Below are 23,891 nucleotides of genomic sequence, written 5' to 3'. Positions count from 1 at the left end.
CGCTTGGCGCTTCGGCCGGCCATCGTCGGCCAACAACAAAAAGCCCCATTGCAGTTGCCTGCAATGGGGCTTTTTGTTGCGTCTTAGGCTTAGTCGGCGCGGGTGACGTTCAAGCCCTTGAGCAGGTTCAGCGCCTGGCTCAGTTGGTAGTCGTCATCTTGCGGGCGAGCCGGCTTGCCGGCACTGCCCTGGCTTGGCCGGTCGGCGCCGCCATTACCGTTGCCCAGGTGGCCCTGCAGATCGGCTTCTTTGAGGCTCGGGTCGTCGCTTTCGCGGGTCAGCTTGGCGCGTGCTACTTCGACGTCCGGGACGATACCTTGGGCCTGAATGGAGCGGCCGTTGGGGGTAAAGTACAGCGCTGTGGTGATCTTCAGCGCGCGGTCGTTGTTCAGTGGCAACACGGTCTGCACCGAGCCCTTGCCGAAGCTGTCGGTACCCATCACCACGCCGCGCTTGTGATCCTGCAGGGCGCCGGCGACGATTTCCGAGGCCGAGGCACTGCCACCGTTGATCAGCACCACCAGCGGAACGCCTTCGCTGGCGTCGAGCGGGTCGGCGGAGAAGCGTAGCTCCGAGTTAGCGATACGGCCTTTGGTGTAGACGATCAGGCCCTTCTTGAGGAAGTGATCCGCTACCTCGACAGCAGACTGCAGCACGCCGCCTGGGTTGTTGCGCAGATCGAGTACCAGGCCGCTGAGTTTCTTGCCATTCTCCTTGCGCAGTTTGTTCAGCGCTTTGCCCACTTCCTCGCCAGTGTTGACCTGGAACTGAGTGACGCGGATGTAACCATAGCCCGGGTCGATCATCTGGCTACGCACGCTGGTGACCTTGATCACCGCGCGGGTCAGCTCCACGTCGAACGGCTTGCCACCTTCACGCACCAGAGTCAGGAGAATCTTGCTGCCGGCCTTGCCGCGCATCTTCTCCACGGCTTCCATCATCGACAGGCCCTTGGTCGGCTGACCATTGATCTTGATGATCAGGTCACCGGGGTGGATGCCGGCTTTGGAGGCTGGGGTGTCGTCGATCGGCGAGACCACTTTGATGAAGCCGTCTTCGGTGCCGACCTCGATGCCTAAACCGCCGAACTCGCCGCTGGTGCTTTCCTGCAGTTCAGCGAAGGCTTTGGGATCGAGGTATGCCGAATGCGGGTCGAGGTTGCTGAGCATGCCTTTGATGGCATTCTCCAGCAGTTCCTTGTCGGTGACGGGCTCCACGTAGGCAGCTTTGATGCGATCCATCACCTCGGCGAAGGTGCGCAGCTCGTCGAGCGGCAGCGGCGCTACGTTTTCGTCGGCGGTCGGCGCAGGGCTGATCGGCGCCTGGTCGGCATGCAGCACAGGTGCGCCAACGAGCAGGGCAATCGCCAGGGCCAGGGAGGTGAGGCGAGACAGTTGCGGCATTCGAACTAACTCCTACGACAATGAGATGGCGCTTATCCTTGCGCCCGACACCATTGGGCCGGATCGCTGGCGCGGCCCTGCTGGCGAATCGCGAAATACAGGGCCGGCGTATCCTGCCCGCCGCTGGTACCAACGGTGGCGATGGGGTCGCCGGCCTTGACGATATCTCCGGCGTCCTTGAGCAGGCTCTGGTTATGCCCGTAGAGGGTCAGGTAACCGTTGCCATGGTCGAGGATGACCAGAAGCCCGGATCCGCGCAACCAATCTGCGAAGACCACCCGACCACCATGCACAGCGCGTACCTGACTACCGGCGGCGGCGCCGATCAGTACGCCGTCCCACTTAGTCCGAGCGTCTTCGCCGCGAGGGGTTCCATATCTCGCCACCAGACGACCGTTCACCGGCCACGGCAGCTTGCCCCTGGCATTGGCGAAAGGGCCGCCATAGCTGGCGCCGGAGCTGACCAGCGGGCCATCTGCGGGTGCCTTGGCGGCAGCGGCAGGTGCTGCGGGCTTTTCACGAGCAGCGGTGAGCGCGCGTTGGCGTTCCTGCTCGGCCTCGCGGGCCTGGCGGGCGAGGGTTTCCTCGATGGTTTTGAGTACCCGGCCGAGCTCGGCCTGTTCCTGCTCGCGGGCCTTGAGGCGCTCACCGCGGGCGGCGTAATCCTTGTTCAGCTTGGCCAGGGCGAGCTGACGCTCCTTGCGCACGGCTGCCAGCTCGTTGCTGCGCGTATCTAGCTGCGTTTTCTGTTCCTGTAACTGAGCCTGGTGGTGGCCGATGTCTTTCTCGACGTTGGCTAGCTGGCGCAGCGTTTCGTTGAAGGCCGTCAGTTGTTCCATGCGGGCTTCAGCCAGGTAATCGTAGTAGGTCAGGGTGCGGGAGAATTTCTCCGGGTTCTGCTGGTTGAGCAGCAGCTTGATGTACTCCTGGCGGCCACCCTGATAGGCGGCTCGAGCCTGAATACCGATCAGTCGTTGCTGTTCAATACGCGCGTCCTGGAGTTTTTTTCTCCTGATCGAGACGCTTGAGTTCCTCTTCGCTCTCCTGCAGCTCATCGCGCAGGCTCTTGACCTGGTTTTCCAGATCGCCCATTTCGGTTTCGGTGGACTTGAGCTGCTTCTGCACGCCGGATTTTTCCTGCTGCAGCTGCTCGAGCAGTTTCTTCAACTCACCGACGTCGGCGCGTGCGGCGTCCAGCTGCTTTTGCGTGTCAGCTTTCTGGTCGGCGAAAGCTGGCACCAGCAGGCTGGTCAGGAAGATAAGGATGAGGGCACGAAACATGGGGCAGGCGGTACCTGGCGGGGAACGGGCCTAGTATGCCCGTGGTGCGGGTTAAAAAGAACGCCCCGGATCGCGGATTGCGACCCAAGGCGCGGCGCTGTCGACCGATGGCCGATGTCGGTCAGTTGAAGGTGACGATGCTGGTGCCGGTCATTTCCTCTGGAATCGGCATGCCCATCAGCGTCAGCAGGGTTGGCGCCACGTCGGCCAACACACCGCCTTCGCGGATGCTGACGTCGCGCTTGCCGACATAGATGAACGGCACCGGCTCGCAGGTGTGGGCGGTGTGCGCCTGGCCAGTGCACTCGTCCTGCATCTGCTCGACGTTGCCGTGGTCAGCGGTGACAAGTGCTTCGCCGCCGACCTTGTCGAGGGCTTCGACGATGCGCCCGACGCAAGTATCCAGGCACTCGACGGCGGCCACGGCGGCTTCGAACACGCCAGTGTGGCCAACCATGTCACCGTTGGCGTAATTGACCACGATCACGTCGTAACGCTGGTTCTCGATGGCATCGACGATCTTGTCGGTGACTTCGGGAGCATTCATCTGTGGCTGCAGATCGTAAGTAGCAACGTTGGGCGACGGGATGAGGATGCGTTCTTCGCCGGCGAAGGGCTCTTCACGGCCACCGGAGAAGAAGAAGGTCACGTGGGCGTACTTCTCGGTCTCGGCGATGCGCAGTTGAGTCTTACCGTTGTTGGCCAGGTACTCGCCTAGCACGTTGACCAGCGGGGCCGGCTTGTAAGCGCTCGGCGTGTCGATGCTCGCCGCATACTGCGTGAGCATTATGAACCCGGCGGTCTGCGGCACGCGGGCGCGTTCGAAGGCATCGAAGCCCGGCTCGACGAAGGCGCGGGTCAGTTCGCGGGCGCGGTCGGCACGGAAGTTCATGAACACCACGGCGTCGCCGTCTTCGACGCTGACCGCGTCGCCGATGCTGGTGGCCTTGACGAACTCGTCGCTCTCGCCACGGGCGTAGGCGGCTTCCAGGCCGGCCACGGCGGTGTCGGCGCTGAACTGGCTCTGCCCGGCGGCGATCAGGTTGTAGGCCTGGGCGACGCGATCCCAGCGATTGTCGCGATCCATGGCGAAGTAGCGGCCGATCAACGAGGCAATGCGACCCTTGCCGAGTTTGGCGAAAGTGGCGTCGAGCAGTTCGATGGAGCCCTGGGCGCTTTTCGGCGCGGTGTCGCGGCCGTCGAGGAAAGCGTGCAGGTAAATCTTCTCGGCGCCGCGGCGGGCTGCCAGTTCTGCCATCGCCACCAGGTGATCCTGATGGCTATGCACGCCGCCGTCCGACAGCAGGCCAAGGATGTGCACGGCTTTGCCGGCGCCAACGGCCTTGTCCACCGCGCCGGTGATAGCCGGGTTCTCGAAGAACTCGCCATCGCGTATCGCTTTGGTCACGCGAGTGAAGTCCTGATACACCACACGGCCGGCACCCAGGTTCATGTGGCCGACCTCGGAGTTGCCCATCTGCCCGTCCGGCAGGCCAACGTCCATACCGCTGCCGGAAATCAGCCCGTGGGGCTGGGTGGCACGCAGGCGGTCGTAGACCGGCGTGTTGGCGGCGAAGATTGCGTTGTGCTCGGGTGTGTCGCTGTGGCCGAAGCCGTCGAGAATGACCAGAACCAAGGGTTTGGGCGTTGCGCTCATACTGGGCTCGCTCTGCTTGAGGACCAAAAGATTGCCGGAAGCGATTTTACGTCGCCCGCGACGATCCGGAGGATGTTCGCCAGATGGCGATACACCAAAAAAGATCAGACATTCTACGGCCAAGGAAAGATCCCGTCACCGCCGTACGGCCTTTGGTGGACCTACGGGCCTGTGTATACTGGCCGGCATTTTACAGCCCCGGAAACGCGTGATGCTTGCCAACCTGATTGAATTCGCCACGACCCACTTCATCCTCAGCGGTCTGTTCGTGATCATCCTCTCGCTGCTGATCTTCACTGAGCTGCAAAAGGGTGGTCAGAGCCTGAGCAGCCGCGAAGTCACCGCGCTGATCAATCGCGACGAAGGCGTGGTGATCGACATCCGCAACAAGAAGGACTTCGCCAGCGGCCATATCGTTGGCGCCCTGAACATCCCCAACGACAAGCTGACTTCGCGCATCTCTGAGCTCGAAAAGCACAAGGCCAAGACCCTGATCATCGTCGATGCCCTGGGCCAGCAAGCTGGCACCGCCGCACGCGAACTGAAAAAGGCCGGCTTCACTGCGGCGCGTCTGGGTGGCGGCATCGCTACCTGGCGCAGCGACAACCTGCCTGTGGTGAAGTGAGATGGCCAAGGTCGTCGTCTACTCCAGTGATTGGTGCCCGTACTGCATTCGCGCCAAGCAGCTGTTGACCAACAAAAGCGTGGCGTTCGACGAGATCCGCGTCGACGGCAAACCGGATCTGCGGGCAGAAATGACTCGCAAGGCCGGTCGCACTTCGGTGCCGCAGATATGGATCGGTGAGACCCATGTGGGTGGTTGCGACGACCTGTATGCCCTGGAACGGGCAGGCAAGCTCGATGCACTGCTCCGTGCCTGATAGACCCAGAACCTTTCTTTAAGTCCATACAGCAGAAGGCTTTGCCCATGACCGAACAAGTTACCGGTGCCGCCCAAGGCGAGCAGAATCCCCAGTTCTCCCTGCAGCGCATTTACGTGCGTGACCTGTCTTTCGAAGCGCCGAAGAGCCCTGAGATCTTCCGTCAGGAGTGGACCCCGAGCGTCGCGATGGATCTCAACACCCGTCAGAAAGCTCTGGAAGGCGACTTCCACGAAGTGGTGCTGACCCTCTCGGTGACCGTGAAGAACGGTGAAGAAACCGCGTTCATCGCCGAAGTGCAGCAGGCGGGTATCTTCCTGATCAAGGGGCTGGATGCCGGCTCCATGAGCCACACGCTGGGCGCGTTCTGCCCGAACATTCTGTTCCCATACGCGCGCGAAACCCTGGACAGCCTTGTGGTACGCGGTTCGTTCCCAGCGCTGATGCTGGCTCCGGTGAACTTCGATGCTCTGTATGCTCAAGAGCTGCAGCGTCAGCAAGAAGCTGCCAACTGAGTTATCGGCTGCTGCAGAAAAAACGCCCTTCGGGGCGTTTTTTTATGGGGCCAGGCTACAAAGCTGCGTATCAAGCTTTGAGGTTCTCTATTTTTAATCGTTGCCCATGCTGAAACCGTGCTGCCGCCATGCTTCATAGACGGCCACCGCTACCGTATTGGACAGGTTGAGGCTGCGACAACCCTCGCGCATCGGCAGGCGCACACGCTGCTCTTCTGGCAGGGCGTCACGGATATCCGCGGGCAGGCCGCGGCTTTCTGGGCCGAACAGGAAAGCGTCGCCCGGCTGATAGGCGACTTCGTGGAAAGGCTGCGAGCCCTTGGTGGTGAAGGCGAATACCCGTGGTTGGCCGAGGCTTTCCAGGCAAGCTTCCAGGCTGGCGTAGCGCTGCAGCGTGGCGTATTCGTGGTAATCCAGCCCAGCGCGGCGCAGGCGCTTGTCATCCAGGTCGAAGCCGAGCGGCTCGATCAGGTGCAGGTGACAGCCACTGTTGGCACAGAGCCTGATAATGTTGCCGGTGTTGGGCGGGATTTCCGGTTGAAAAAGGATTACATGAAACATGCACGGCTCCGAGCCAGAAGACGGTGCGCATTCTACGCCTGATAAGTCGTCAAGACCGCGTCCGTGGCTTCGGGTCATCTGCTCGCTGGCTATCTTCGGCTTTTTGATCGGGTTAATGATCGGCCGCCTATTTCATCCCGACGCGATGCACCTGAAAGCCGTAGATGCCGCACCTGATCAACTGGTGCTGTGGTTCAACGTTGAGCCACAGGTGCAGGTCAGCGACTTTCAGGGCGCGTTCGTGCTGCGTTTTGAGGGGTTGGGACGTGAGCAGCAGGGCCAGTTGCAGGTCGCTGGGCGAGCCGCCAATTGGCGCGTGATGCGTGATGGACGAGAGCTTGAGGTTCGTATCCTGGCGGCTCGCCCATTGCGGGCTGAATTGAATGCCGAGGAAGTCGATGGTCGCTGGCGCCTGACGATTCGTCTGGCGCTGCGGTAGTCAAGAAAAGAGGGAGCACTCAGCCTGCCTGTACCAAGGCTCCCGAAGAAAAGGGGGATTCTCTGATCTGCCTGTACCAGAGTCCCCGAAGAAAGAAGGGAGTTCTCGGCCTGCCTGTACCGAGGCTCCCAAAGAAAGAGGGGAATCCCCGGCCTGCCTGTACCAAGGTCCCGAAACTGGGTTATCTGTACCATTGCAGATGGCGTGCCAGTTTTTGTTTTTCTCTAGATGCCCCGTAGTTACTGGCCTCTGGCCCACATGGCGGACTTTTACCGCGCGCTGTGCATGAGGCTGAATGTTCCGCTCGGGTGCACAGGCACGCTTTCTGTGCGCTGAACGCGTGCATTTTCATGGCTAGCCTGCGGCTGCCGTATCACCGCTGCGCTATTGATCACAGGCGTGTCGTGATCGTGGGCAACGCCCCTGCGGTGGCAGAAATCTCACCTAGCCCGTGGTTGAGCACCGCGACGCCCAGGCGAGGGTGCTCTGGGTTTCCGCAGGCTGCGGTGTTGCAGGCTCAATAGCGCCGTGGTCATAACGAACGACACACCATAAAAAAACGCCGCGCCCTGATCGGGGCGCGGCGCTCTGTCGTCACGGCCGTGGCTTAATTGTCGTCGCTGTCGTCCTCTTCGGAGCTGTCGACGTTCATGCCCAGTTCCTTGATCTTGCGGGTCAGGGTATTGCGACCCCAACCAAGCAGGATGGCTGCATCGCGACGCCGCCCTGCGGTGTGCTTGAGAGCCGTCTCGATCATGATTCGTTCGAATGCCGGTACGGCACTGTCGAGCAGGTTCGACTGGCCACGGCCCAGGGCCTGATCAGCCCACTGGCGCAGTGCCTGTTCCCAGTTGCTGACCGGTGCGTTGTCCTGAGGCTGGACGAGCAGCTCCGGCGGCAAGTCGTCGACATGCACTTCGCGCCCCGAAGCCATCACCGTGATCCAGCGGCAGGTGTTCTCCAGCTGTCGCACGTTGCCCGGCCAGGGCAGCTGTTGCAGGTAATCCTCGGTTTCGCTCTTTAGCAGCTTGGGCTCGACCGCCAGTTCGGTGGCTGCGCGGCTGAGAAAGTGCCGGGCCAGCGTTGGGATATCTTCGCGACGATCCGATAGGCGTGGGATATGGATGCGGATGACGTTGAGGCGGTGGAACAGGTCTTCACGAAACTTGCCGGCGGTTACCAGGCTTTCCAGGTTCTGGTGGGTGGCGGCAATGATGCGTACGTCCACTTTTACCGGCGTGTGCCCGCCAACCCGGTAGAACTCACCATCGGCCAGTACGCGTAGCAGGCGGGTCTGGGTATCGGCCGGCATGTCGCCGATCTCGTCGAGAAACAGGGTGCCGCCGTCGGCCTGCTCGAAGCGCCCGCGGCGCTGGTTGGCTGCGCCGGTAAAGGCGCCTTTTTCATGGCCGAACAGCTCGGACTCCATCAAGTCCTTGGGAATCGCTGCCATGTTCAAGGCAATGAATGGCGACGCGGCACGCGGACTGTGGCGATGCAAAGCATGGGCGACCAGCTCCTTGCCGGTGCCGGACTCACCATTGATCAGTACGGTGATATTGGAATGCGAGAGTCGGCCTATCGCGCGGAACACCTCCTGCATCGCTGGCGCTTCGCCGATGATTTCCGGGGTGCGCGCCTGTACTACCGGCACATGCAGGCCTTGCTGTTCCTGGGCGTGCTGGTTGGCACGCTTGACCAGCGATACCGCCTCGTCGACGTCGAAAGGCTTGGGCAGGTACTCGAAAGCGCCGCCCTGGTAGGAGGCGACGGCGCTGTCCAGATCGGAATGGGCTGTCATGATGATCACGGGCAGCCGCGGATGCATCTCACGGATTCTGGCCAGCAGTTCCAGGCCGCTGGAGCCGGGCATGCGAATGTCGGAGATGATCACATCCGGCTGCTGACGGCTGAGGCGGCCGAGCACGCCGTCGGCGCTGTCGAAGCTCTGGGTGGTCATGCCTTCCTGTTGCAGGGCTTTTTCCAGTACCCAGCGGATGGAGCGGTCGTCGTCAACGATCCATACGGTTTCACTGCGGCTCATGTCGGAGTTGCTCCTTGTTCCAGCGGCAGAAAGATCGAGAACACGGTATTGCCAGGATGGCTCTCGCATTCGATCAGGCCTTGATGCTGACTGATGATGTTCTGGGTGATCGCCAGGCCCAGGCCAGTGCCGTCGGCACGCCCGCTGACCATGGGATAAAAGATGGTTTCCAGTAGCTCTGTCGCGATGCCAGGGCCGTTGTCGATGATCTCGATCTTGGTCACCAGGCGATGGCGGATGTAGCCAATCGTGAATTGCCGCAAGGTACGCGTGCGCAGGGTGATGCGTCCGGGACGCAGATCCGGCTTGGAGCCGATCGCTTGCATGGCGTTGCGCACGATATTGAGCACGGCCTGAATCATCTGTTCACGGTCGATGACCAGATCTGGAATGCTCGGGTCGTAGTCGCGCACCAGCACGATGCTGCCCTGGCTTTCGGCCTCGACCAGACTGGCGACGCGCTCCAGCACTTCGTGCACGTTGGTGACCGCCAGGGAGGGCAGCTTGTTGGAGCCGAGCATGCGATCGACCAGGTTACGCAGGCGATCCGACTCTTCGATGATGACGTTGGTGTAATCCTTGAGGCTTTCTTCCGGCAGCTCGCGGGCCAGCAACTGGGCCGCGCCGCGAATGCCGCCAAGCGGATTCTTGATCTCGTGGGCCAGGCCGCGTACCAGCAGTTTGGTGGTCTCCTGCTTGGAGAGCTGGGCCTCTTCCTTGGTGATGCGTAGCAGGCGATCACGCGGATGCACTTCGAGCAGCAACATGGTTTCGCCGCGGCTGAGCACTGGCGTGACGGCGTAGTCGACGGTCAGGCTCTGCCCGGTCTGGGTGGTCAGCAGCGCCTCGCGCTTGTTGAATGGGTGCGCTTCGGCGACCGCCTGGCGCAGAGCGCCCAGGGCCTCACGGGTTTCGGTGAACAGCTCGCTGATGAACTGGCCATGGCTGCGTTGACCGCTGACGGCCAGAAGCATTTCCGCAGCAGGGTTCATGTATTCCAGGCGCAGGTCGGCATTGAGCAGCAACGTGGCTGTGGTCAGATTGTCGAGCAGCAGGCGATGCAGGGCTTCATTGATTATCATCGGGCAAGCTCCAAGGGCTTGGCCTCAGCGCATCCGCCAACAGGGGATGTCTGGACAAGGCGATGGCCGTTGTCTGGCAACGTGGCGCAGCTTGGCGTGTCTCGTTGCGGGTGTGGGCCAGCCAAAAGTCGTTCCTCGTGCGGTTTGCAGCAGAAGGGCCGGTTGGGTATGGCGGGCGAGGCGCACCTCGGGCCATCCGGCAGTGCGAGAGAAAATGCAAGAAGCAAACCAAAGCCCCCTAAAGACGCGCGCAAAGGCGCAATGGGCCGGATTTGGCAACTTTTCGGCGCAACGATGAAAATCGTTGTGTGCCAATTTGGGACGAGTATAGAAATCGGTGCGTCGCAGTGCACTTTTTTGGTGCTAACTGCTTTGTAACGAGGCGCGTGCGTGGCGAGTGAGTTTTGGCGCTGCCCAACTGCAGCGCTTTGTTCAGGCGGGAGAATTACAGGAAGGGGAGGATGCTGATGATGCCCTTGTCTTCTTCCTTGGGCTTGTCCTTGAGCGGGCATTCCGGGCGTACGCCGTAATCGTCCTTTTCACAGGGGCGAACCTTGCGCTTCTGGGCCAGAGAAACACGCTTCATGTGGAAGGGCTGGCTGGGCGTGCGCTCGACGATGATGCCGCCCTCGGTGATGATTTCTACGGCAATCTGGTGGGTGCCACGGTCGACGTCTTCCAGCGGGAACACCGGGCTGCGCCCGGCGCTTCCGGCTGGCTGGCCGTCCAGCAGCAGGCGGTAGCTGTGTCCTGGATGCAGGGCTGGTTCACTGTTGACGGTGACGATCAGGTTGCCAGCGTTGTCGTTGATGGTCGCATCCGGTTGCGGAATGGTGATTCTCAGCAGTTCATAGCTGAGTACTGGCAGCGGCGGCGTAGCAGGTGTGGTCGGCGCAACGCTACGCGCTTGCGGTGGCTCGATACGGTTGGAGGGCGCCATCTGCACTTGCTGGGCATTGCCGTCTCGCGGTTTGTCGGTGAACACACGGTTACCCTCGGCATCCACATAGGTGTAAACCTGGGCGAAGCCGGGCAGGGCGATCAGCAGAAGACCGAAAAGCAGGGCGCGCATGTTGATCACTTACCTCGGGCCGGGCTGTTGGTGCTGACGCGTTGCACCGTGAAGGTGCGTGTTTCGCTCTGCTGGACGATCTGCTCGCCCTGCATGACGGCAACGGCCAGGCTGTGTTCGCCGCGATCAATTTCGTTCAGTTGCAGGCGTGGCACGTTGCTACGCGGGCCGTAGGGTTTCCCATCCAGTATCAGCTGCAGGCTATGGCCTGGGCCCAGGCGTGGCTCGATGGTAACGCCGACCGAGAAGGTGCCGTTGTTGGCGCGCATCGCTTCATCGTTGGGCAGGTCGCGTAACGCCAGCATCTGATAAGGGTTTTGCGGCATCTCGCTCAGTCTGGGCGTGGTGGGCTGCGCAGGCGCCGCTGTCGGCCCCGTGGTATTGATCGGCTTCAGCTCGATACTCTCGGCCTTGGTGCCCTCGGGAGGCTGATTGGTGAACACCGTGTTGCCGTTGGCATCGGTGTACTTGTAGATCTGTGCGCTGACCGGCAGGGCCAGTATCAGCAACAGGCAAGCGAGCGTACGGCGCATTGGGCCGGTCTCCGATCTGGATGATGTGAGTAGCCTTGCACTGCGGCGACGTGCTGGCAAGCATGCTGCTTCGAGGATTTGCACTTGCCCATGAAATGGAGGGCATAAAAAAACCTCCCCGGCAAAACCGGAGAGGTTTTTCGTCACGCTGCTAGGCGCAGCGAGGCTGGCTTAGACGCTGTAGTACAGGTCGTATTCCAGCGGGTGCACGAAGGTGCGCACTTTGATTTCTTCTTCCGATTTCAGCTCGATGTAGGCATCGATGAAGTCGTCGGAGAACACGCCGCCCTTGGTCAGGAACGCACGGCCCTTGTCCAGCTCTTCCAGGGCTTCTTTCAGGCTGCCGCAAACCTGCGGGATCAGCTTGCCTTCTTCCGGCGGCAGGTCGTACAGGTTCTTGTCCGCAGCGTCGCCAGGGTGGATCTTGTTCTGGATGCCGTCCAGGCCGGCCATCAGCAGAGCTGCGAAGGCCAGGTAGGGGTTGGCAGCCGGATCCGGGAAGCGAGCTTCGATGCGGCGGGCTTTCGGGCTGGAAACGTACGGGATACGGATCGAGGCGGAACGGTTACGAGCCGAGTAGGCCAGCATGACCGGCGCTTCGAAGCCTGGAACCAGACGCTTGTAGGAGTTGGTCGACGGGTTGGTGAAGCCGTTCAGGGCCTTACCGTGTTTGATGATGCCGCCGATGAAGTACAGAGCGGTTTCGGACAGACCGGCATAGCCTTCACCCGCGAAGGTGTTCTTGCCGTCTTTGGAAACCGAGATGTGTACGTGCATGCCCGAGCCGTTGTCGCCATACAGCGGCTTCGGCATGAAGGTAGCGGTTTTGCCGTAGGCATCGGCCACGTTGTGCACGCAGTACTTCAGGGTCTGAGTTTCGTCAGCCTTGGCTACCAGGGTGTTGAACTTCACGCCGATTTCGTTCTGACCGGCAGTCGCCACTTCGTGGTGGTGAACTTCGATGACCAGGCCCATTTCTTCCATGGCATTACACATGGCAGTACGGATTTCGTGGTCGTGGTCGCACGGCGGAACTGGGAAGTAACCACCTTTAACGGCTGGGCGGTGGCCCTTGTTGCCGCCTTCGATGTCGGCGTCGGTGTTCCAGGAGCCTTGTTCGGAGTAGATCTTGAACATGGACCCAGAGATGTCGGACTTGAACTTCACTTCGTCGAAGATGAAGAACTCTGGCTCCGGGCCAACGAATACGGTGTCACCGATACCGGTGGTCTTCAGGTATTCCTCGGCGCGACGAGCGATGGAGCGCGGGTCACGATCGTAGCCTTGCATGGTGCTCGGCTCGATGATGTCGCAGACCAGGATAAGGGTCGGCTCTTCGGTGAACGGATCGAGAACGGCAGTGCTGTCGTCTGGCAGCAGGATCATGTCGGAGGCTTCGATGCCTTTCCAGCCATGAATGGAGGAACCGTCGAACATCTTGCCGACTTCGAAGAATTCGTCGTCCAGGGCATCACGGGCCGGCATGGTCACGTGGTGCTGCTTGCCCTTGGTGTCGGTGAAGCGCAGGTCAACCCACTTCACGTCGTGTTCTTTGATTAGTTGAACAGCCTTAGACATGTTGTCCTCCAGGTGGATAGGGTCTTCTATTAACCCTTCTTTGAGTTCGTGACGCCGGGCAAGATGGTCTGCCAGGACACCCTGCCTCACAAGGGAGCAATTTGCATGCCAGTGCCCCGTGATGGGCTTATGCCCTGAAAACCAGCGCTGGCGCGGGTATCCTTGCATCGACGGAGTGTGAGAAGGCTCCTTATTGGTGCGATAAAATAAGATGGCGCACTTCTTTGGTGCGAGCCAGGAATGTTTTAGGATTTTTGATCAAAGCTTGAGCAATTTCCGCTATAATCCGCGCCCCTGTTTTTCAGGCACTGGTGCCCGACATTTGCTCCCATGAAATTGATCGTCAAAGTCTTTCCGGAAATCACCATCAAGAGCCCGCCGGTTCGTAAGAACTTCATCCGGCAGTTGGCCAAGAACATCCGTGCAGTCACGCGTGATCTCGATCCGCAACTGCAGGTGACCGGTGTCTGGGACAATCTGGAAGTGAAGACCGAGGTCACCGAGGCCAAGCTTCTGCACGAGCTCGTGGAGCGCCTGAGCTGCGTGCCGGGCATCGTGCATTTTCTGCAGATCGACGAATACCCGCTGGGCGACTTCGACGATATCGTCGAAAAGTGCAAGCTTCATTACGGTGACCTGTTGCCGGGCAAGATCTTTTCGGTGCGCTGCAAGCGCGGTGGCCGGCATTCTTTCTCCTCTATCGATGTCGAGCGTCATGTCGGCAGCCAGTTGCGCCAGCAATGCGGCGCTGCGGGTATCGATCTGAAGAAGCCCGAGGTCGAGGTGCGCATCGAGATCCGCGATCAGCGCCTGTTCGTCATTCATCATCAGCATCCGGGCATGGGCGGTTATCCGCTGGGCTCGCTGGAGCAGACTCTGGTGCTGATGTCCGGTGGTTTCGACTCCACCGTCGCCGCCTACCAGATCATGCGTCGCGGCCTGATGACCCATTTCTGTTTCTTCAATCTCGGTGGTCGTGCCCACGAACTGGGTGTGATGGAAGTCGCCCATTATCTGTGGCAGAAGTACGGTCGCTCGCAGCGCGTGCTGTTTATCAGCGTGCCGTTCGAGGAAGTGCTCGGCGAGATTCTCGGCAAGGTCGACAACAGCTACATGGGTGTGACCCTCAAGCGTATGATGCTGCGCGTCGCCAGCCGACTGGCCGACCGCCTGCAGATCGATGCGCTGGTCACCGGTGAAGCGATCAGCCAGGTATCCAGCCAGACCCTGCCAAACCTCTCGGTGATCGATTCGGTTACTGACAAGCTGGTGCTGCGTCCCCTGATCGCCAGCCACAAGCAGGACATCATCGACACCGCCGAGGCCATCGGTACTGCCGAGTTCGCCCGGCACATGCCTGAGTACTGCGGCGTGATCTCGGTGAACCCGACCACCAAGGCAAAGCCGCATCGCGTCGTCCATGAAGAGCAACAGTTCGACATGGCGGTGCTTGAGCGCGCGCTGGAGCGGGCACGCCTGCTGCCGATAGATCGGGTGATCGAAGAGCTGGGCCAGGATATTCAGGTCGAGGAGCTGGCCGAGGCACTGCCCAGCCATGTGGTCATCGATATTCGTCATCCCGATCTGGTCGAGGATGAGCCGCTGCAACTGCCTGGCGTCGACGTGCAGGCCATGCCGTTCTATGCACTGAACAACCGTTTCAAGGAGCTGGATGCGAGCCGCCAGTACCTCCTTTACTGCGACAAGGGCGTGATGAGCCGCTTGCATGCTCATCACCTGCTGAGCGAGGGACATGCCAATGTGCGCGTTTATCGTCCGGCATAAAACGCCTGGGCTGAATGGCGGCAGTATCCGCCACCGACCTCCCGACCCGATTCGCGGCGGCATTGTCGCCACACATTGTTAACGTTCTGCCTTTATCCTTAATCCCGATTTTTCGCGTTGGGCCGCTGAATGCAACTGCTGGGTAGCCCGACCCAACCTACGAGACCACTACTGTGATCGAGAATCTACGCAACATCGCCATCATTGCCCACGTTGACCATGGCAAAACCACCCTGGTCGACAAGCTCCTGCGTCAGTCCGGCACCCTGGAGCGCAACGAGCTCAACGACGAGCGCGTGATGGACAGCAACGACCAGGAAAAAGAGCGTGGCATTACCATTCTCGCGAAGAACACCGCGATCAACTGGAACGGCTACCACATCAACATCGTCGACACCCCCGGCCACGCCGACTTCGGCGGTGAAGTAGAACGCGTGATGTCGATGGTCGACTCCGTACTGCTGCTGGTCGATGCTCAAGACGGCCCGATGCCGCAAACCCGCTTCGTGACCAAGAAGGCTTTCGAAGCTGGCCTGCGTCCGATCGTGGTCATCAACAAGGTCGACCGCCCAGGCGCGCGTCCAGACTGGGTTCTGGATCAGATCTTCGACCTGTTCGACAACCTCGGTGCCACCGAAGAACAGCTGGACTTCAAAGTCGTCTACGCCTCGGCCCTGAACGGCATCGCCGGTCTCGACCACACCGAGATGGCTGAAGACATGGCCCCGCTGTACCAGTCGATCGTCGACAACGTACCTGCGCCAAAAGTTGACCGTGACGGCCCGTTCCAGATGCAAATCTCGGCACTGGACTACAACAGCTTCCTCGGCATCATCGGTGTAGGCCGTATCGCCCGTGGCCGCGTCAAGCCGAACACTCCGGTAGTCGCCATCGACGCCGACGGCAAACGCCGCAATGGTCGTATCCTCAAGCTGATGGGTCACCACGGCCTGCACCGCGTTGACGTCGAAGAAGCCTCTGCCGGTGACATCGTGTGCATCAGCGGTATGGATCAGCTGTTCATCTCCGACACCCTGTGCGACATCAACAATGTCGAAGCGATGAAGCCGCTGACCGTCGACGAGCCGACCGTTTCCATGACCTTCCAGGTCAACGATTCGCCGTTCTGCGGTAAAGAAGGCAAGTTCGTCACCAGCCGTAACATCAAGGAGCGTCTGGACAAGGAGCTGCTGTACAACGTTGCTCTGCGCGTTGAAGAAGGCGACTCGGCTGACAAGTTCAAGGTCTCTGGCCGTGGTGAGCTGCACCTGTCGGTACTGATCGAAAACATGCGTCGCGAAGGTTTCGAAATGGGCGTTGGTCGTCCGGAAGTGATCATTCGCGAAGTGGGCGGCGTCAAGCAGGAGCCGTTCGAGAACGTCACCATCGACATCCCTGAAGAAGCTCAGGGCAAGGTCATGGAAGAGATGGGCCTGCGTAAGGGTGACCTAAGCAACATGGTGCCGGATGGCAAGGGCCGTGTACGCCTGGAATACAACATCCCGGCGCGTGGTCTGATCGGTTTCCGTAACCAGTTCCTGACCCTGACCAACGGTGCTGGCATCCTGACCTCGATCTTCGACCGTTACGACGTGATGAAGTCGGGCCACATGTCTGGCCGTCAGAACGGCGTACTGGTGTCGATCGATACCGGCAAGGCACTGACCTACTCCCTGGAAACCCTGCAGGCGCGCGGCAAGCTGTTCGTCGAGCACGGCCAGGAAATCTACAACGGTCAGATCGTCGGCCTGAACAGCCGCGACAACGACCTGGGCGTCAACCCAACCAAAGGCAAGAAGCTCGACAACATGCGTGCTTCGGGTAAAGACGAAACCATCGCCCTGGTTCCGCCGGTTCGCTTCACCCTGGAACAGGCTCTGGAATTCATCCAGGACGACGAGCTGTGCGAAGTGACCCCTAAGTCGATCCGTCTTCGCAAGAAGATCCTCGACGAAGGCGAGCGTACCCGCGCTGCCAAGAAAGCCAAGAACTGATCCAGTTCTAGCTGACTAGAAAGCCCCCGCCGGCGCGAGCCTGCGGGGGCTTTTCTTTGTCTGCCATTCGGGCCGAAACACGGTCTTCCGCCTGCGGCGGGAGATCAGAAGTGACGGCCAGCCATTTCGTCGTTTGGGCCAAGACGCCAACCGTTGATTGCAATTGTGAGCGGCTCCAGTACCAATCCGTCTGGAGCTCATATACTGCAGCCTCGGTCAGCCCGTGGGTCGGCATGGATCGTTTCTCATCAAGGATTTGAGTGCATGCAATGGATTTTCATGCTGATAGGGCTGGTGCTTGGGGCGCTGGTGCTCGGCGCGACAACGGGAGAGACGATGGCGGGGGCGGCGCTGGGCGCCGTGCTCGGTCTGGCAGCGGGGCAGGCGTTTACGCTGCATGCGTTGCGGCTTCAGAATGAGGCGCTGCGCAAATCCCTGGCGGATCTGATTGCCCGCTTCAACCATGGTACTGGCGACCTGCACGAGCGTCTGGTGCGCCTGGAGCAGGAGGCTGCGCAGCCGCGCACCGATACGGCGCCTGAACAGGCGGAAGTGCCGCCGATTCAGGCCCCAGTGGAGTCTGCCGCAGCGGCGCCTGTCGAGCGTGAGTGGGAGCTTGAGTTGGTGCTGCCTGCCGTCACGCCGCCAGCACAGCCGAGCCACAAGCCAGCCGTAGAGCTACCTGCCGCGCCGCCCGTAGCGGCTGCCGCACGCGTCATCGAGCTGCCAGCACCGACCTGGATCGACCGTGGCGTCGCTGCGGCGCGAACCTGGCTGCTCGGCGGCAACACCGTCTTGCGTGTGGGCCTGGTGCTGCTGTTCCTGGGCCTGGCCTTCCTGCTGCGTTACGCCTCCGAGCGTGTGGTGGTCGCCATCGAGTTGCGCTACGCCGGTGTGGCGCTGGCGGCGATCGCTCTGCTGGCGCTGGGCTGGTGGCTGCGTCAGCGGCGGCCTGCCTATGCCTTGCTGATGCAGGGCGGCGGTATCGCCGTGTTGTACCTGACGGTATTCGCGGCCATGCGTCTGCATCCTCTGCTTTCCCCGCAAGTGGCGATGGGGCTGCTGGTGGTGGTGACCCTCTGCTCGGCCGTGCTGGCCATCCTGCAGGACGCTCGTGGTCTGGCTGCCGCGGCGGCGCTTGGCGGTTTCGCCGCACCGATCCTGGCCTCCAGTGGTGGCGGCAGTCACGTCGCCCTGTTCAGCTATTTTGCCTTGCTCAACGCCGGGATCTTCGCCATTGCCTGGTTCAAGGCCTGGCGCGAGCTCAATCTGATCGGTTTCGTCGGCACCTTCGGTATCGGCCTGGCCTGGGGCCTGCGCTCCTACACCACGGATCTGTGGCCCAGCACTCAGGCCTTCCTGCTGCTGTTCTTCCTGATGTACGTAGCCATCGGCCTGTTGTTCGCCCGACGGCGTCTGCTCGAAGCACCGAGTGAACCGGAAAACGATTCCCGTGAGGCCCTGCTCAAGTGGTCGGCGCGTCAGGCCGGTTACGTCGACGGCAGCGTGCTGTTCGGCACACCACTGGTGGGCTTCGGTCTGCAATACGCGGTGGTTCAGCACCTGCCGTTCGGCCCTGCATTCAGCGCTCTGGCCATGGGCATGCTGTACATGCTGCTGGCCCGGCTACTGGTTGCGCGTGCGCCAGGGCGCGCTGTGCTGCTGATGGAAACCTGTTTGGCGTTGGGTGTGATCTTCGCCACCCTGGCCATTCCTTTGGGCCTGGATGCGCGCTGGACGTCCGCCGCCTGGGCGGTCGAAGGCGCTGGCCTGTACTGGCTGGCGTTGCGTCAGCAACGGCTGTTCGCGCGTCTGTTCGCCCTGCTGCTGCAGGTGGGCGCGGCAGTGGCATATCTGTGGGGCGTGCGCTCTGGCGATGAAACCTTGCTCGAGGGTTCGGCACTCGGCGCACTGATGCTCGGTGCGGCACTGCTTTTCAGTTTTATGCAGCTGCGTGGTGCGGGAGCCCAGGTGGCGGATCGCGAGCGTCGCCTGCAACCCATGTTGGCTTATGGCGGCCTGGCATTCCTCTACCTGATGGCTCCACTGAGCTTCGGCCCCTACGGCACCGCTGCCGCCTGGGCCGTGGCGGGGGTGGCGACGCTACTTGCCGGGTTGTATCTGGGCGCGCGCAGTGTGCTGATCAGCGCCTTCGTCGTGCAGGTACTGGGTGGGGTGATCTACCTGATCTTCAGCGATGGCCTCGATCAGGCCATGGTCGCTGAGACCCTGCGACCGCTGGCCCATCTGACGTTCTGGGCGCCGACGCTGCTGGCGTTGGCGGGCCTGCTCTGCGCCTGGCGCCTGTACCTTGCCGGGCGCGTGGCCCGCTCCGATCTGCTGCCGCTGGATCTGCAGGAGCTGTCGCATGTGGCGTTGTTCTGGTGCGCGGCCTGGTGGCTGTTGGCGGCGCTGAGCGAAATTTCGCGCTTCGTGCCGGCCGAACTGCAGGGGCATGCATTCCTACTGGTTGCCGTGGTCAGCCTGGCTGCCACCACCCTGTTCGCCCTGCGTCAGCGCTGGCCGGCATTGGCGGTGTTCAGCCTGGCGCTGGTGCCGTTGGGGTTCGGCACCGTGCTGCTCAGCTGGCACCTGGGCTATCAGCCATTGGCAGCGCTCGGCTGGCTTGCCTGGCCAGCGCTGTTCGCCGTGCATTTCCTGATGCTGCGCCGCGTTCAGGGGCTGGCGCCGGAGGCGTTGATCCGTATCGGTCACGTGCTCGGTTGCTGGCTGCTGCTGGGCGTACTGGCGCTGGAGCTGCGCTTCCTGTTCTTCGCCTTGGCCGAGCGCTACAACGCCTGGCGCTGGCTGGGCTGGGTACTGGTGCCATGTGCCTTCCTGATGCTGATGAGCCTGCGTCGCACACTGCCCTGGCCCGTGGCGGCCTATCCGCGGGAGTACCGCAGTTACGCGGCTTTACCGGTGGCCGTCCTTCTGCTGGTCTGGTTCTGGCTGGTCAACCTGCTCAGTGACGGTTCTGCCGAACCGCTGCCTTACGTGCCGCTGATCAACCCGCTGGAGCTGGGCATGCTGTTTGTGCTCTTCGCCGTGCAGCGCTGGGCCCGAGACGGATTGTCCGCGCTGGCTATCGAGCCAAGGCAGATGCAACTGGCAGCACAGGCGGTGATCGGTGTTTCGTTGTTCGCGCTGTTGACCATGATGGTCTGTCGCACCGCATTCCATTGGGGGCAGGTGCCGTTTCAGGTGGATGCCTTGATCGATTCGCGTCTGGTGCAGGCCGGCCTATCCATCGTCTGGACACTGATTGCCCTGAGCCTGACCATCGCCGGGCACCTGCGCGCTCGCCGTGATCTATGGATGGCCGGCGCGGTGCTGATCGGCGTGGTGGTCGTGAAGCTGTTCTTCGTCGATCTGGGCAACAGCGGCAGCCTGGAACGGATCATCTCCTTCATTGGCGTCGGCGTACTGTTGTTGGTGGTGGGCTATTTCGCCCCGCTGCCGCCCCGCCAACCGCGTGAAACGGAGGTGTCGACATGAGCCTGCGTATCGCAGCTGCGCTGGTCACGCTGGGCGTGAGCCTGGCTGCAGTGGCAGCCGAGGTCATTGAAAGTCCGGGCGATTATGCTGTGACCGTGCCACTTACCCTGAGTGGAGAGGGGCCCTGGTATCGGGTGCAATTGCCGATGGAGGCTCATCTCGCCGCCAGGTATGCCGACTTTCGCGACCTGCGCGTATTCAACGGTGAAGGCGAACGCTTGGCTTACAGCCTGATTCCCGGTGCAGAACGCTTCGCCGAGAGCCAGCAGCGTGCCGATTTACGCCTGTTTCCGTTGCGTGGCCCGGCGGGGCGCCGCGATGCTGTGCCGACATTGCGCGTGCAACGTGGTGATGACGGCTCGATCATCGAGCTCAACGCTGGCGCCGAGGCCTCTGCCACTGCCGATGTATTGCGAGGCTGGCTACTGGATGCCAGTACCGCCGACTTTCCACTGCAGCGCCTGCACCTGCAGTGGAGTGCCGAAAGCGAGGGTTTCCAGCGCTTCAGCATCGAGGCCAGCGATGATCTGGATCGCTGGCGGCCACTGGGCGAGGGGCAGATCGCCCAGTTGAGTTTCAATGGCGAACGTATCGACAAGAGCGAAGTGGAATTGCCGCCCACCCGGGCGCGCTACCTGCGTCTGCTCTGGCTGGCGCCGGAGCAGGCGGTGAGCCTCAGCGCTGCCAGCGTCAGCGGCACCCGCAGTCGCGCCGAACCCGCCGCGCTGATCTGGTCCGCGGTGCTGAAAGGGCAGGCGGGTGAGCAGGGCGTTACCTGGGCATTGCCGCTGGCCTTGCCCCTCGAGCGTTTGCGTATCGAGGTCGAACAGGCCAACAGCCTGGCGCCGGTGTTACTGCAGGGGCGTGGAGACAGCACTGCGCCGTGGACGCCCCTGGCGAGCTCGGTGCTCTACCGTTTGCCCGTCGATGGTCACGAGGTAGTTCAGGATCAGGTCGAGCTGCCGCAATTGCCGGTCAGTCAGTTGCGCTTGCACGTCGACAGCCGCGGTGGCGGTCTGGGGCAGGGCGAGCCGCGTCTGAGCGTGGCCATGCGTGCGACCGAGCTGCTGTTTCTGGCGCGCGGCAATCCACCCTATCAGTTGGCTCTTGGCCGGGCGGATGTCCAGGCTGGCAGCCTGCCGGTCACCATCCTGGTACCCGGCTTCACCCCGCAGCGCCTGGAGAGCATGGGCCAGGCCGCCATCAGCGGCAGGATCCCGCAAGTCGAGGTGGCGGCCGTGGTCGTCCCTGCGAAGCCTGGGGTCGACTGGAAGCGCATCGGCTTGTGGGCTGTGTTGCTGGTGGGTGTCGGTGTGCTGGTGCTGATGGCGCTCAGCCTATTGCGCGCGTCTACAAAGCACTCCTGAGAGGGGATATCAGGGGCGCAGGGGATCGCTTTCGCATGATTGGGAGCGAGCTGATCATGCCCTGCTTGCTGCGTCGTTCAGCAGCAGCTCCTGAATGGCCTCTCCGACCTGCTCGAACAGCTTGCCGGCCTCTTCGTTCTCATCGAGATCCTCGGCGCAGGCGACGATGACCAGGGCGTTTTCATCCTGCGGGTTGGCGATACCCATGTGGCAAGCGCGGTGCTGCTGGGTGCCGGTTTTCTGGATGAAGGGCAGATCCTTGTCCAGTCCGGCCTCCAGGCGATAAGCATCGTAGCTACCCAGCCCCATGATGTCGTGCAGCAATGCCGAGCTGTCGTTGCTCAGCAGATCGCCTGTCGCCAGTTTGCTCAGCAACTGACCGTATGCAACCAGGCTGGCGCTGTTCAGGCCGCTGTCGTAGTAGCGGGCGTAGGCTTCATCGAGGTCGCTGATCTCGAGCTGATCGGTTTTCAGGTCGAGCACATTGGCCACTGCCTCGACACGTTGGGGGCCGAGCGGGGCTGCGGCGATTTCGACGATCTGGCGGTTTTCCAGCGAGCGGGCGTCCGGATGCAGCTGTCCGTACAGTTCGTGGCGCACCCGCAGCAGCGTGGTGATCTGGCCGAAATCGCCTCCTGCCGCGTCGTTGATGCGACGGTTGAGTGCGTCCTCGCCGACCACCCGAATCAGCATGTCTGCGGCGGTGTTATCGCTCTCCTGGAGCATTTCGCGGAGCAGCTCGCGCACGCTGTAGCGGGCGCCCGCATCCTCCCAGACCAGGCCGCCGGAGCCATCCACGCGGTCGGTTTCCTCCAGGGTTATCTGCTGATCGAGCTGCAGCTTGCCGTCATCGACTTCCTGCAGCACGGCGATGGCGATCGCCGCCTTGGTTGCCGAGGCCAGGTACCACGGGCGATCCGCGTTGTAGCTTATCGCGCTGCCGTCGGCGGGGCGTAGCAGGTAGACGCCGAGCTGCCCGGGGGAGGCCTCATCGAGTTCGCCAAGGCGCTGCTGCAGTGCGTCGAATCGTTCGTCATGTTGAGGGGCGGCCCAGAGCCACAGGGAAACGGCCGCACAACCGAGCAGAGCAGTACCAGCCAGCCATACCTTCACGTGGATATCCTCAATCGAGTGCGTCACGTTGCAGCACGCCGGACTCGGTCAGTGCTTCGCCAACCTGGCGCAGGCTGCGTTCGGCCTTGGCCAGGGACGGTTCGCCCTGCACGCAGGCGACGATCAACACCGGTTCGGCCGAGCCGCGAGCGGGCGTCTCGATCAGCCCCGCATCGCAGATGCGCTCGCGCTGGGTGCCGGTCTTGTGGGCGAAACGGGCATCGTCTGGCAGGCCGGCGATGATGCGCTTGCTGCCGGTTTTCACCCGACCCATGACGCCAAGCAGGTATGCCGTTTGTTCGGCACCCAATGCCTGGCCGTCGGCCAATCGCTCGAGCAACTCGCCATAGGCGCTGAGCCGCGCGGCATTGAGGTTGCTGCGGTAGTAGTTGGCGTAGGCGGTATTCAGGCTGATCGGCGCCAGTTCCTTGCGTGGTAAGCCGAGCAGCGATGCGAGCCTGTCCAGCCGCTCACCATCCTTGCGGGCCTGGCGCAGGCGCAGCAGGTCACGCCCGCCAAGGTGCTCCGCCGAAGGGTGCAGCTCGCGGTAGATATGCCGGCGCACATCGCCCAGCGTGGTGATGGGCTCGAAGCCTTCGGACACCAGTTCGCCGACCAGTGTGTTCACCGCATCCAGGCCAGCCAGGCGAATCAGGCGGTCGGTGGCGGTGTTGTCGCTGTAGATGATCATCTGCTCGAGCAGAAAGCTTACGCTCAGGCGTTCGCCCGGCCCGTGCTGGTTGGTGCTGCCAGCACCATCGACGAAGTCATCGGCGGCGAGTGTCAGGCGGCTGTCGAGGTTCCAGTCGCCACGCTCCACGCCCCTCAAAACGGCAATGGCCACCGGCACCTTTATGCCGGAGGCCATGTACCAGAGTTCTTCGGCGTGCAGCGTGACGGCCAGGTTGCTGTGCAGATCCTTCACATAAACGCCGAGTTCGCCGTCCTGTTTGGCGGCCACTACCTGCAAACGCTCCAGCAGCGGCTCTTGCCAGCCCGGCCGCTCGCTGTCAGCCGATGCAGTGCCGGTCAGCAGGGCAAGGGCGATGAGCGCGGGGTATATGAGTGGGCGGTGGTGCATGCGAATC

Annotated in this window: 18 protein-coding genes and 1 pseudogene; 8 read left to right on the top strand and 11 right to left on the bottom strand. The window is 61.9% G+C overall.

Annotation, left to right across the window (positions count from 1 at the left end):
* Positions 1–89: 89 nt before the first annotated feature.
* The 3 genes and pseudogenes from K5Q02_RS01410 to gpmI form a co-directional block, all read right to left on the bottom strand.
* A complete protein-coding gene (locus tag K5Q02_RS01410) occupies positions 90–1,403 on the bottom strand; it encodes a S41 family peptidase (protein WP_225835658.1) in 1,314 nt (437 codons plus the stop codon).
* Positions 1,404–1,435: 32 nt separating this feature from the next.
* Positions 1,436–2,684, bottom strand: a pseudogene (locus K5Q02_RS01405) (murein hydrolase activator EnvC family protein).
* Between the two features lie 121 nt (positions 2,685–2,805).
* Positions 2,806–4,341, bottom strand: a complete 1,536-nt coding sequence (gene gpmI, locus K5Q02_RS01400) for a 2,3-bisphosphoglycerate-independent phosphoglycerate mutase (protein WP_225835656.1) — start codon at positions 4,339–4,341, stop codon at positions 2,806–2,808.
* 211 nt (positions 4,342–4,552) lie between these two features.
* On the opposite strand from gpmI, the gene K5Q02_RS01395 reads away from it, so the two are divergent.
* The 3 genes from K5Q02_RS01395 to secB are packed head-to-tail and all read left to right on the top strand — an operon-like array spanning position 4,553 to position 5,737.
* Positions 4,553–4,966, top strand: a complete 414-nt coding sequence (locus tag K5Q02_RS01395; protein ID WP_225835654.1) for a rhodanese-like domain-containing protein — start codon at positions 4,553–4,555, stop codon at positions 4,964–4,966.
* Position 4,967: 1 nt separating this feature from the next.
* Complete coding sequence (gene grxC, locus K5Q02_RS01390; protein ID WP_225835652.1) at positions 4,968–5,222, top strand: glutaredoxin 3; 255 nt, start codon at positions 4,968–4,970, stop codon at positions 5,220–5,222.
* 47 nt (positions 5,223–5,269) lie between these two features.
* Positions 5,270–5,737: a protein-export chaperone SecB gene (gene secB, locus K5Q02_RS01385; protein WP_225835650.1), complete on the top strand. Its 468-nt coding sequence runs from the start codon at positions 5,270–5,272 to the stop codon at positions 5,735–5,737.
* A gap of 93 nt (positions 5,738–5,830) precedes the next feature.
* Here secB and trmL read toward each other — a convergent pair whose 3' ends face one another.
* Complete coding sequence (gene trmL / locus K5Q02_RS01380) at positions 5,831–6,298, bottom strand: tRNA (uridine(34)/cytosine(34)/5-carboxymethylaminomethyluridine(34)-2'-O)-methyltransferase TrmL (protein WP_225835649.1); 468 nt, start codon at positions 6,296–6,298, stop codon at positions 5,831–5,833.
* On the opposite strand from trmL, the gene K5Q02_RS01375 reads away from it, so the two are divergent.
* Positions 6,297–6,737, top strand: a complete 441-nt coding sequence (locus tag K5Q02_RS01375) for a copper resistance protein CopC (protein ID WP_225835648.1) — start codon at positions 6,297–6,299, stop codon at positions 6,735–6,737. The two genes, trmL and K5Q02_RS01375, sit on opposite strands and share 2 nt — an antisense overlap.
* 607 nt (positions 6,738–7,344) lie before the next feature.
* On the opposite strand, the gene ntrC is transcribed toward K5Q02_RS01375, so the two are convergent.
* From ntrC to glnA, 5 genes are all read right to left on the bottom strand, one after another.
* A complete protein-coding gene (gene ntrC / locus K5Q02_RS01370) occupies positions 7,345–8,781 on the bottom strand; it encodes a nitrogen regulation protein NR(I) (protein WP_225835646.1) in 1,437 nt (478 codons plus the stop codon).
* Positions 8,778–9,863 carry a nitrogen regulation protein NR(II) gene (gene glnL, locus K5Q02_RS01365; RefSeq protein WP_442963951.1) on the bottom strand — a complete coding sequence of 362 codons (1,086 nt, stop codon included), beginning with the start codon at positions 9,861–9,863 and terminating at the stop codon, positions 8,778–8,780. The genes ntrC and glnL overlap by 4 nt, the downstream gene beginning before the upstream one ends.
* A 445-nt stretch (positions 9,864–10,308) precedes the next feature.
* Positions 10,309–10,935 carry a DUF4124 domain-containing protein gene (locus K5Q02_RS01360; protein ID WP_225835645.1) on the bottom strand — a complete coding sequence of 209 codons (627 nt, stop codon included), beginning with the start codon at positions 10,933–10,935 and terminating at the stop codon, positions 10,309–10,311.
* Between the two features lie 5 nt (positions 10,936–10,940).
* Positions 10,941–11,468, bottom strand: coding sequence for a DUF4124 domain-containing protein (locus K5Q02_RS01355; RefSeq protein ID WP_225835644.1), 528 nt, complete (start codon positions 11,466–11,468; stop codon positions 10,941–10,943).
* A 171-nt stretch (positions 11,469–11,639) separates the two neighbouring features.
* A complete protein-coding gene (gene glnA, locus K5Q02_RS01350; RefSeq protein ID WP_042554276.1) occupies positions 11,640–13,046 on the bottom strand; it encodes a glutamate--ammonia ligase in 1,407 nt (468 codons plus the stop codon).
* Between the two features lie 330 nt (positions 13,047–13,376).
* Here glnA and thiI point away from each other — a divergent pair, with 330 nt between their 5' ends.
* From thiI to K5Q02_RS01330, 4 genes are all read left to right on the top strand, one after another.
* Positions 13,377–14,831: a tRNA uracil 4-sulfurtransferase ThiI gene (thiI, locus tag K5Q02_RS01345; RefSeq protein ID WP_225835643.1), complete on the top strand. Its 1,455-nt coding sequence runs from the start codon at positions 13,377–13,379 to the stop codon at positions 14,829–14,831.
* Between the two features lie 173 nt (positions 14,832–15,004).
* On the top strand, positions 15,005–16,825 hold the full coding sequence (gene typA / locus K5Q02_RS01340; protein ID WP_225835642.1) for a translational GTPase TypA: 1,821 nt from the start codon (positions 15,005–15,007) through the stop codon (positions 16,823–16,825).
* Between the two features lie 264 nt (positions 16,826–17,089).
* A complete protein-coding gene (locus tag K5Q02_RS01335; RefSeq protein ID WP_225835639.1) occupies positions 17,090–20,323 on the top strand; it encodes a DUF2339 domain-containing protein in 3,234 nt (1,077 codons plus the stop codon).
* Positions 20,320–21,690 (top strand): DUF3999 domain-containing protein, encoded by a 1,371-nt coding sequence (locus tag K5Q02_RS01330; protein ID WP_225835638.1) that lies wholly within the window; start codon positions 20,320–20,322, stop codon positions 21,688–21,690. The genes K5Q02_RS01335 and K5Q02_RS01330 overlap by 4 nt, the downstream gene beginning before the upstream one ends.
* A gap of 54 nt (positions 21,691–21,744) precedes the next feature.
* Here the strand turns inward: K5Q02_RS01330 and K5Q02_RS01325 are convergent, their stop codons facing one another.
* Both K5Q02_RS01325 and K5Q02_RS01320 read right to left on the bottom strand, forming a co-directional pair.
* Positions 21,745–22,803: a serine hydrolase gene (locus K5Q02_RS01325; protein ID WP_225835635.1), complete on the bottom strand. Its 1,059-nt coding sequence runs from the start codon at positions 22,801–22,803 to the stop codon at positions 21,745–21,747.
* A 10-nt stretch (positions 22,804–22,813) separates the two neighbouring features.
* Positions 22,814–23,884: a serine hydrolase gene (locus tag K5Q02_RS01320; RefSeq protein WP_225835633.1), complete on the bottom strand. Its 1,071-nt coding sequence runs from the start codon at positions 23,882–23,884 to the stop codon at positions 22,814–22,816.
* Positions 23,885–23,891: the final 7 nt, after the last annotated feature.

Origin of the sequence: Pseudomonas sp. MM211, from assembly GCF_020386635.1 — a bacterium.
Classification (GTDB): domain Bacteria; phylum Pseudomonadota; class Gammaproteobacteria; order Pseudomonadales; family Pseudomonadaceae; genus Aquipseudomonas.
This window is presented reverse-complemented; position numbering and strand designations above follow the sequence as displayed.

Coding starts and splice junctions, on each gene's coding strand:
- thiI (WP_225835643.1), top strand. CDS start 13,377: ATGAAATTGATCGTCAAAGTCTTTCCGGAAATCACCATCAAGAGCCCG.
- gpmI (WP_225835656.1), bottom strand. CDS start 4,341: ATGAGCGCAACGCCCAAACCCTTGGTTCTGGTCATTCTCGACGGCTTC.
- glnL (WP_442963951.1), bottom strand. CDS start 9,863: ATGATAATCAATGAAGCCCTGCATCGCCTGCTGCTCGACAATCTGACC.
- K5Q02_RS01320 (WP_225835633.1), bottom strand. CDS start 23,884: ATGCACCACCGCCCACTCATATACCCCGCGCTCATCGCCCTTGCCCTG.
- glnA (WP_042554276.1), bottom strand. CDS start 13,046: ATGTCTAAGGCTGTTCAACTAATCAAAGAACACGACGTGAAGTGGGTT.
- K5Q02_RS01375 (WP_225835648.1), top strand. CDS start 6,297: ATGCACGGCTCCGAGCCAGAAGACGGTGCGCATTCTACGCCTGATAAG.
- secB (WP_225835650.1), top strand. CDS start 5,270: ATGACCGAACAAGTTACCGGTGCCGCCCAAGGCGAGCAGAATCCCCAG.
- ntrC (WP_225835646.1), bottom strand. CDS start 8,781: ATGAGCCGCAGTGAAACCGTATGGATCGTTGACGACGACCGCTCCATC.
- K5Q02_RS01330 (WP_225835638.1), top strand. CDS start 20,320: ATGAGCCTGCGTATCGCAGCTGCGCTGGTCACGCTGGGCGTGAGCCTG.
- K5Q02_RS01410 (WP_225835658.1), bottom strand. CDS start 1,403: ATGCCGCAACTGTCTCGCCTCACCTCCCTGGCCCTGGCGATTGCCCTG.
- grxC (WP_225835652.1), top strand. CDS start 4,968: ATGGCCAAGGTCGTCGTCTACTCCAGTGATTGGTGCCCGTACTGCATT.
- K5Q02_RS01355 (WP_225835644.1), bottom strand. CDS start 11,468: ATGCGCCGTACGCTCGCTTGCCTGTTGCTGATACTGGCCCTGCCGGTC.
- trmL (WP_225835649.1), bottom strand. CDS start 6,298: ATGTTTCATGTAATCCTTTTTCAACCGGAAATCCCGCCCAACACCGGC.
- K5Q02_RS01395 (WP_225835654.1), top strand. CDS start 4,553: ATGCTTGCCAACCTGATTGAATTCGCCACGACCCACTTCATCCTCAGC.
- K5Q02_RS01360 (WP_225835645.1), bottom strand. CDS start 10,935: ATGCGCGCCCTGCTTTTCGGTCTTCTGCTGATCGCCCTGCCCGGCTTC.
- K5Q02_RS01335 (WP_225835639.1), top strand. CDS start 17,090: ATGCAATGGATTTTCATGCTGATAGGGCTGGTGCTTGGGGCGCTGGTG.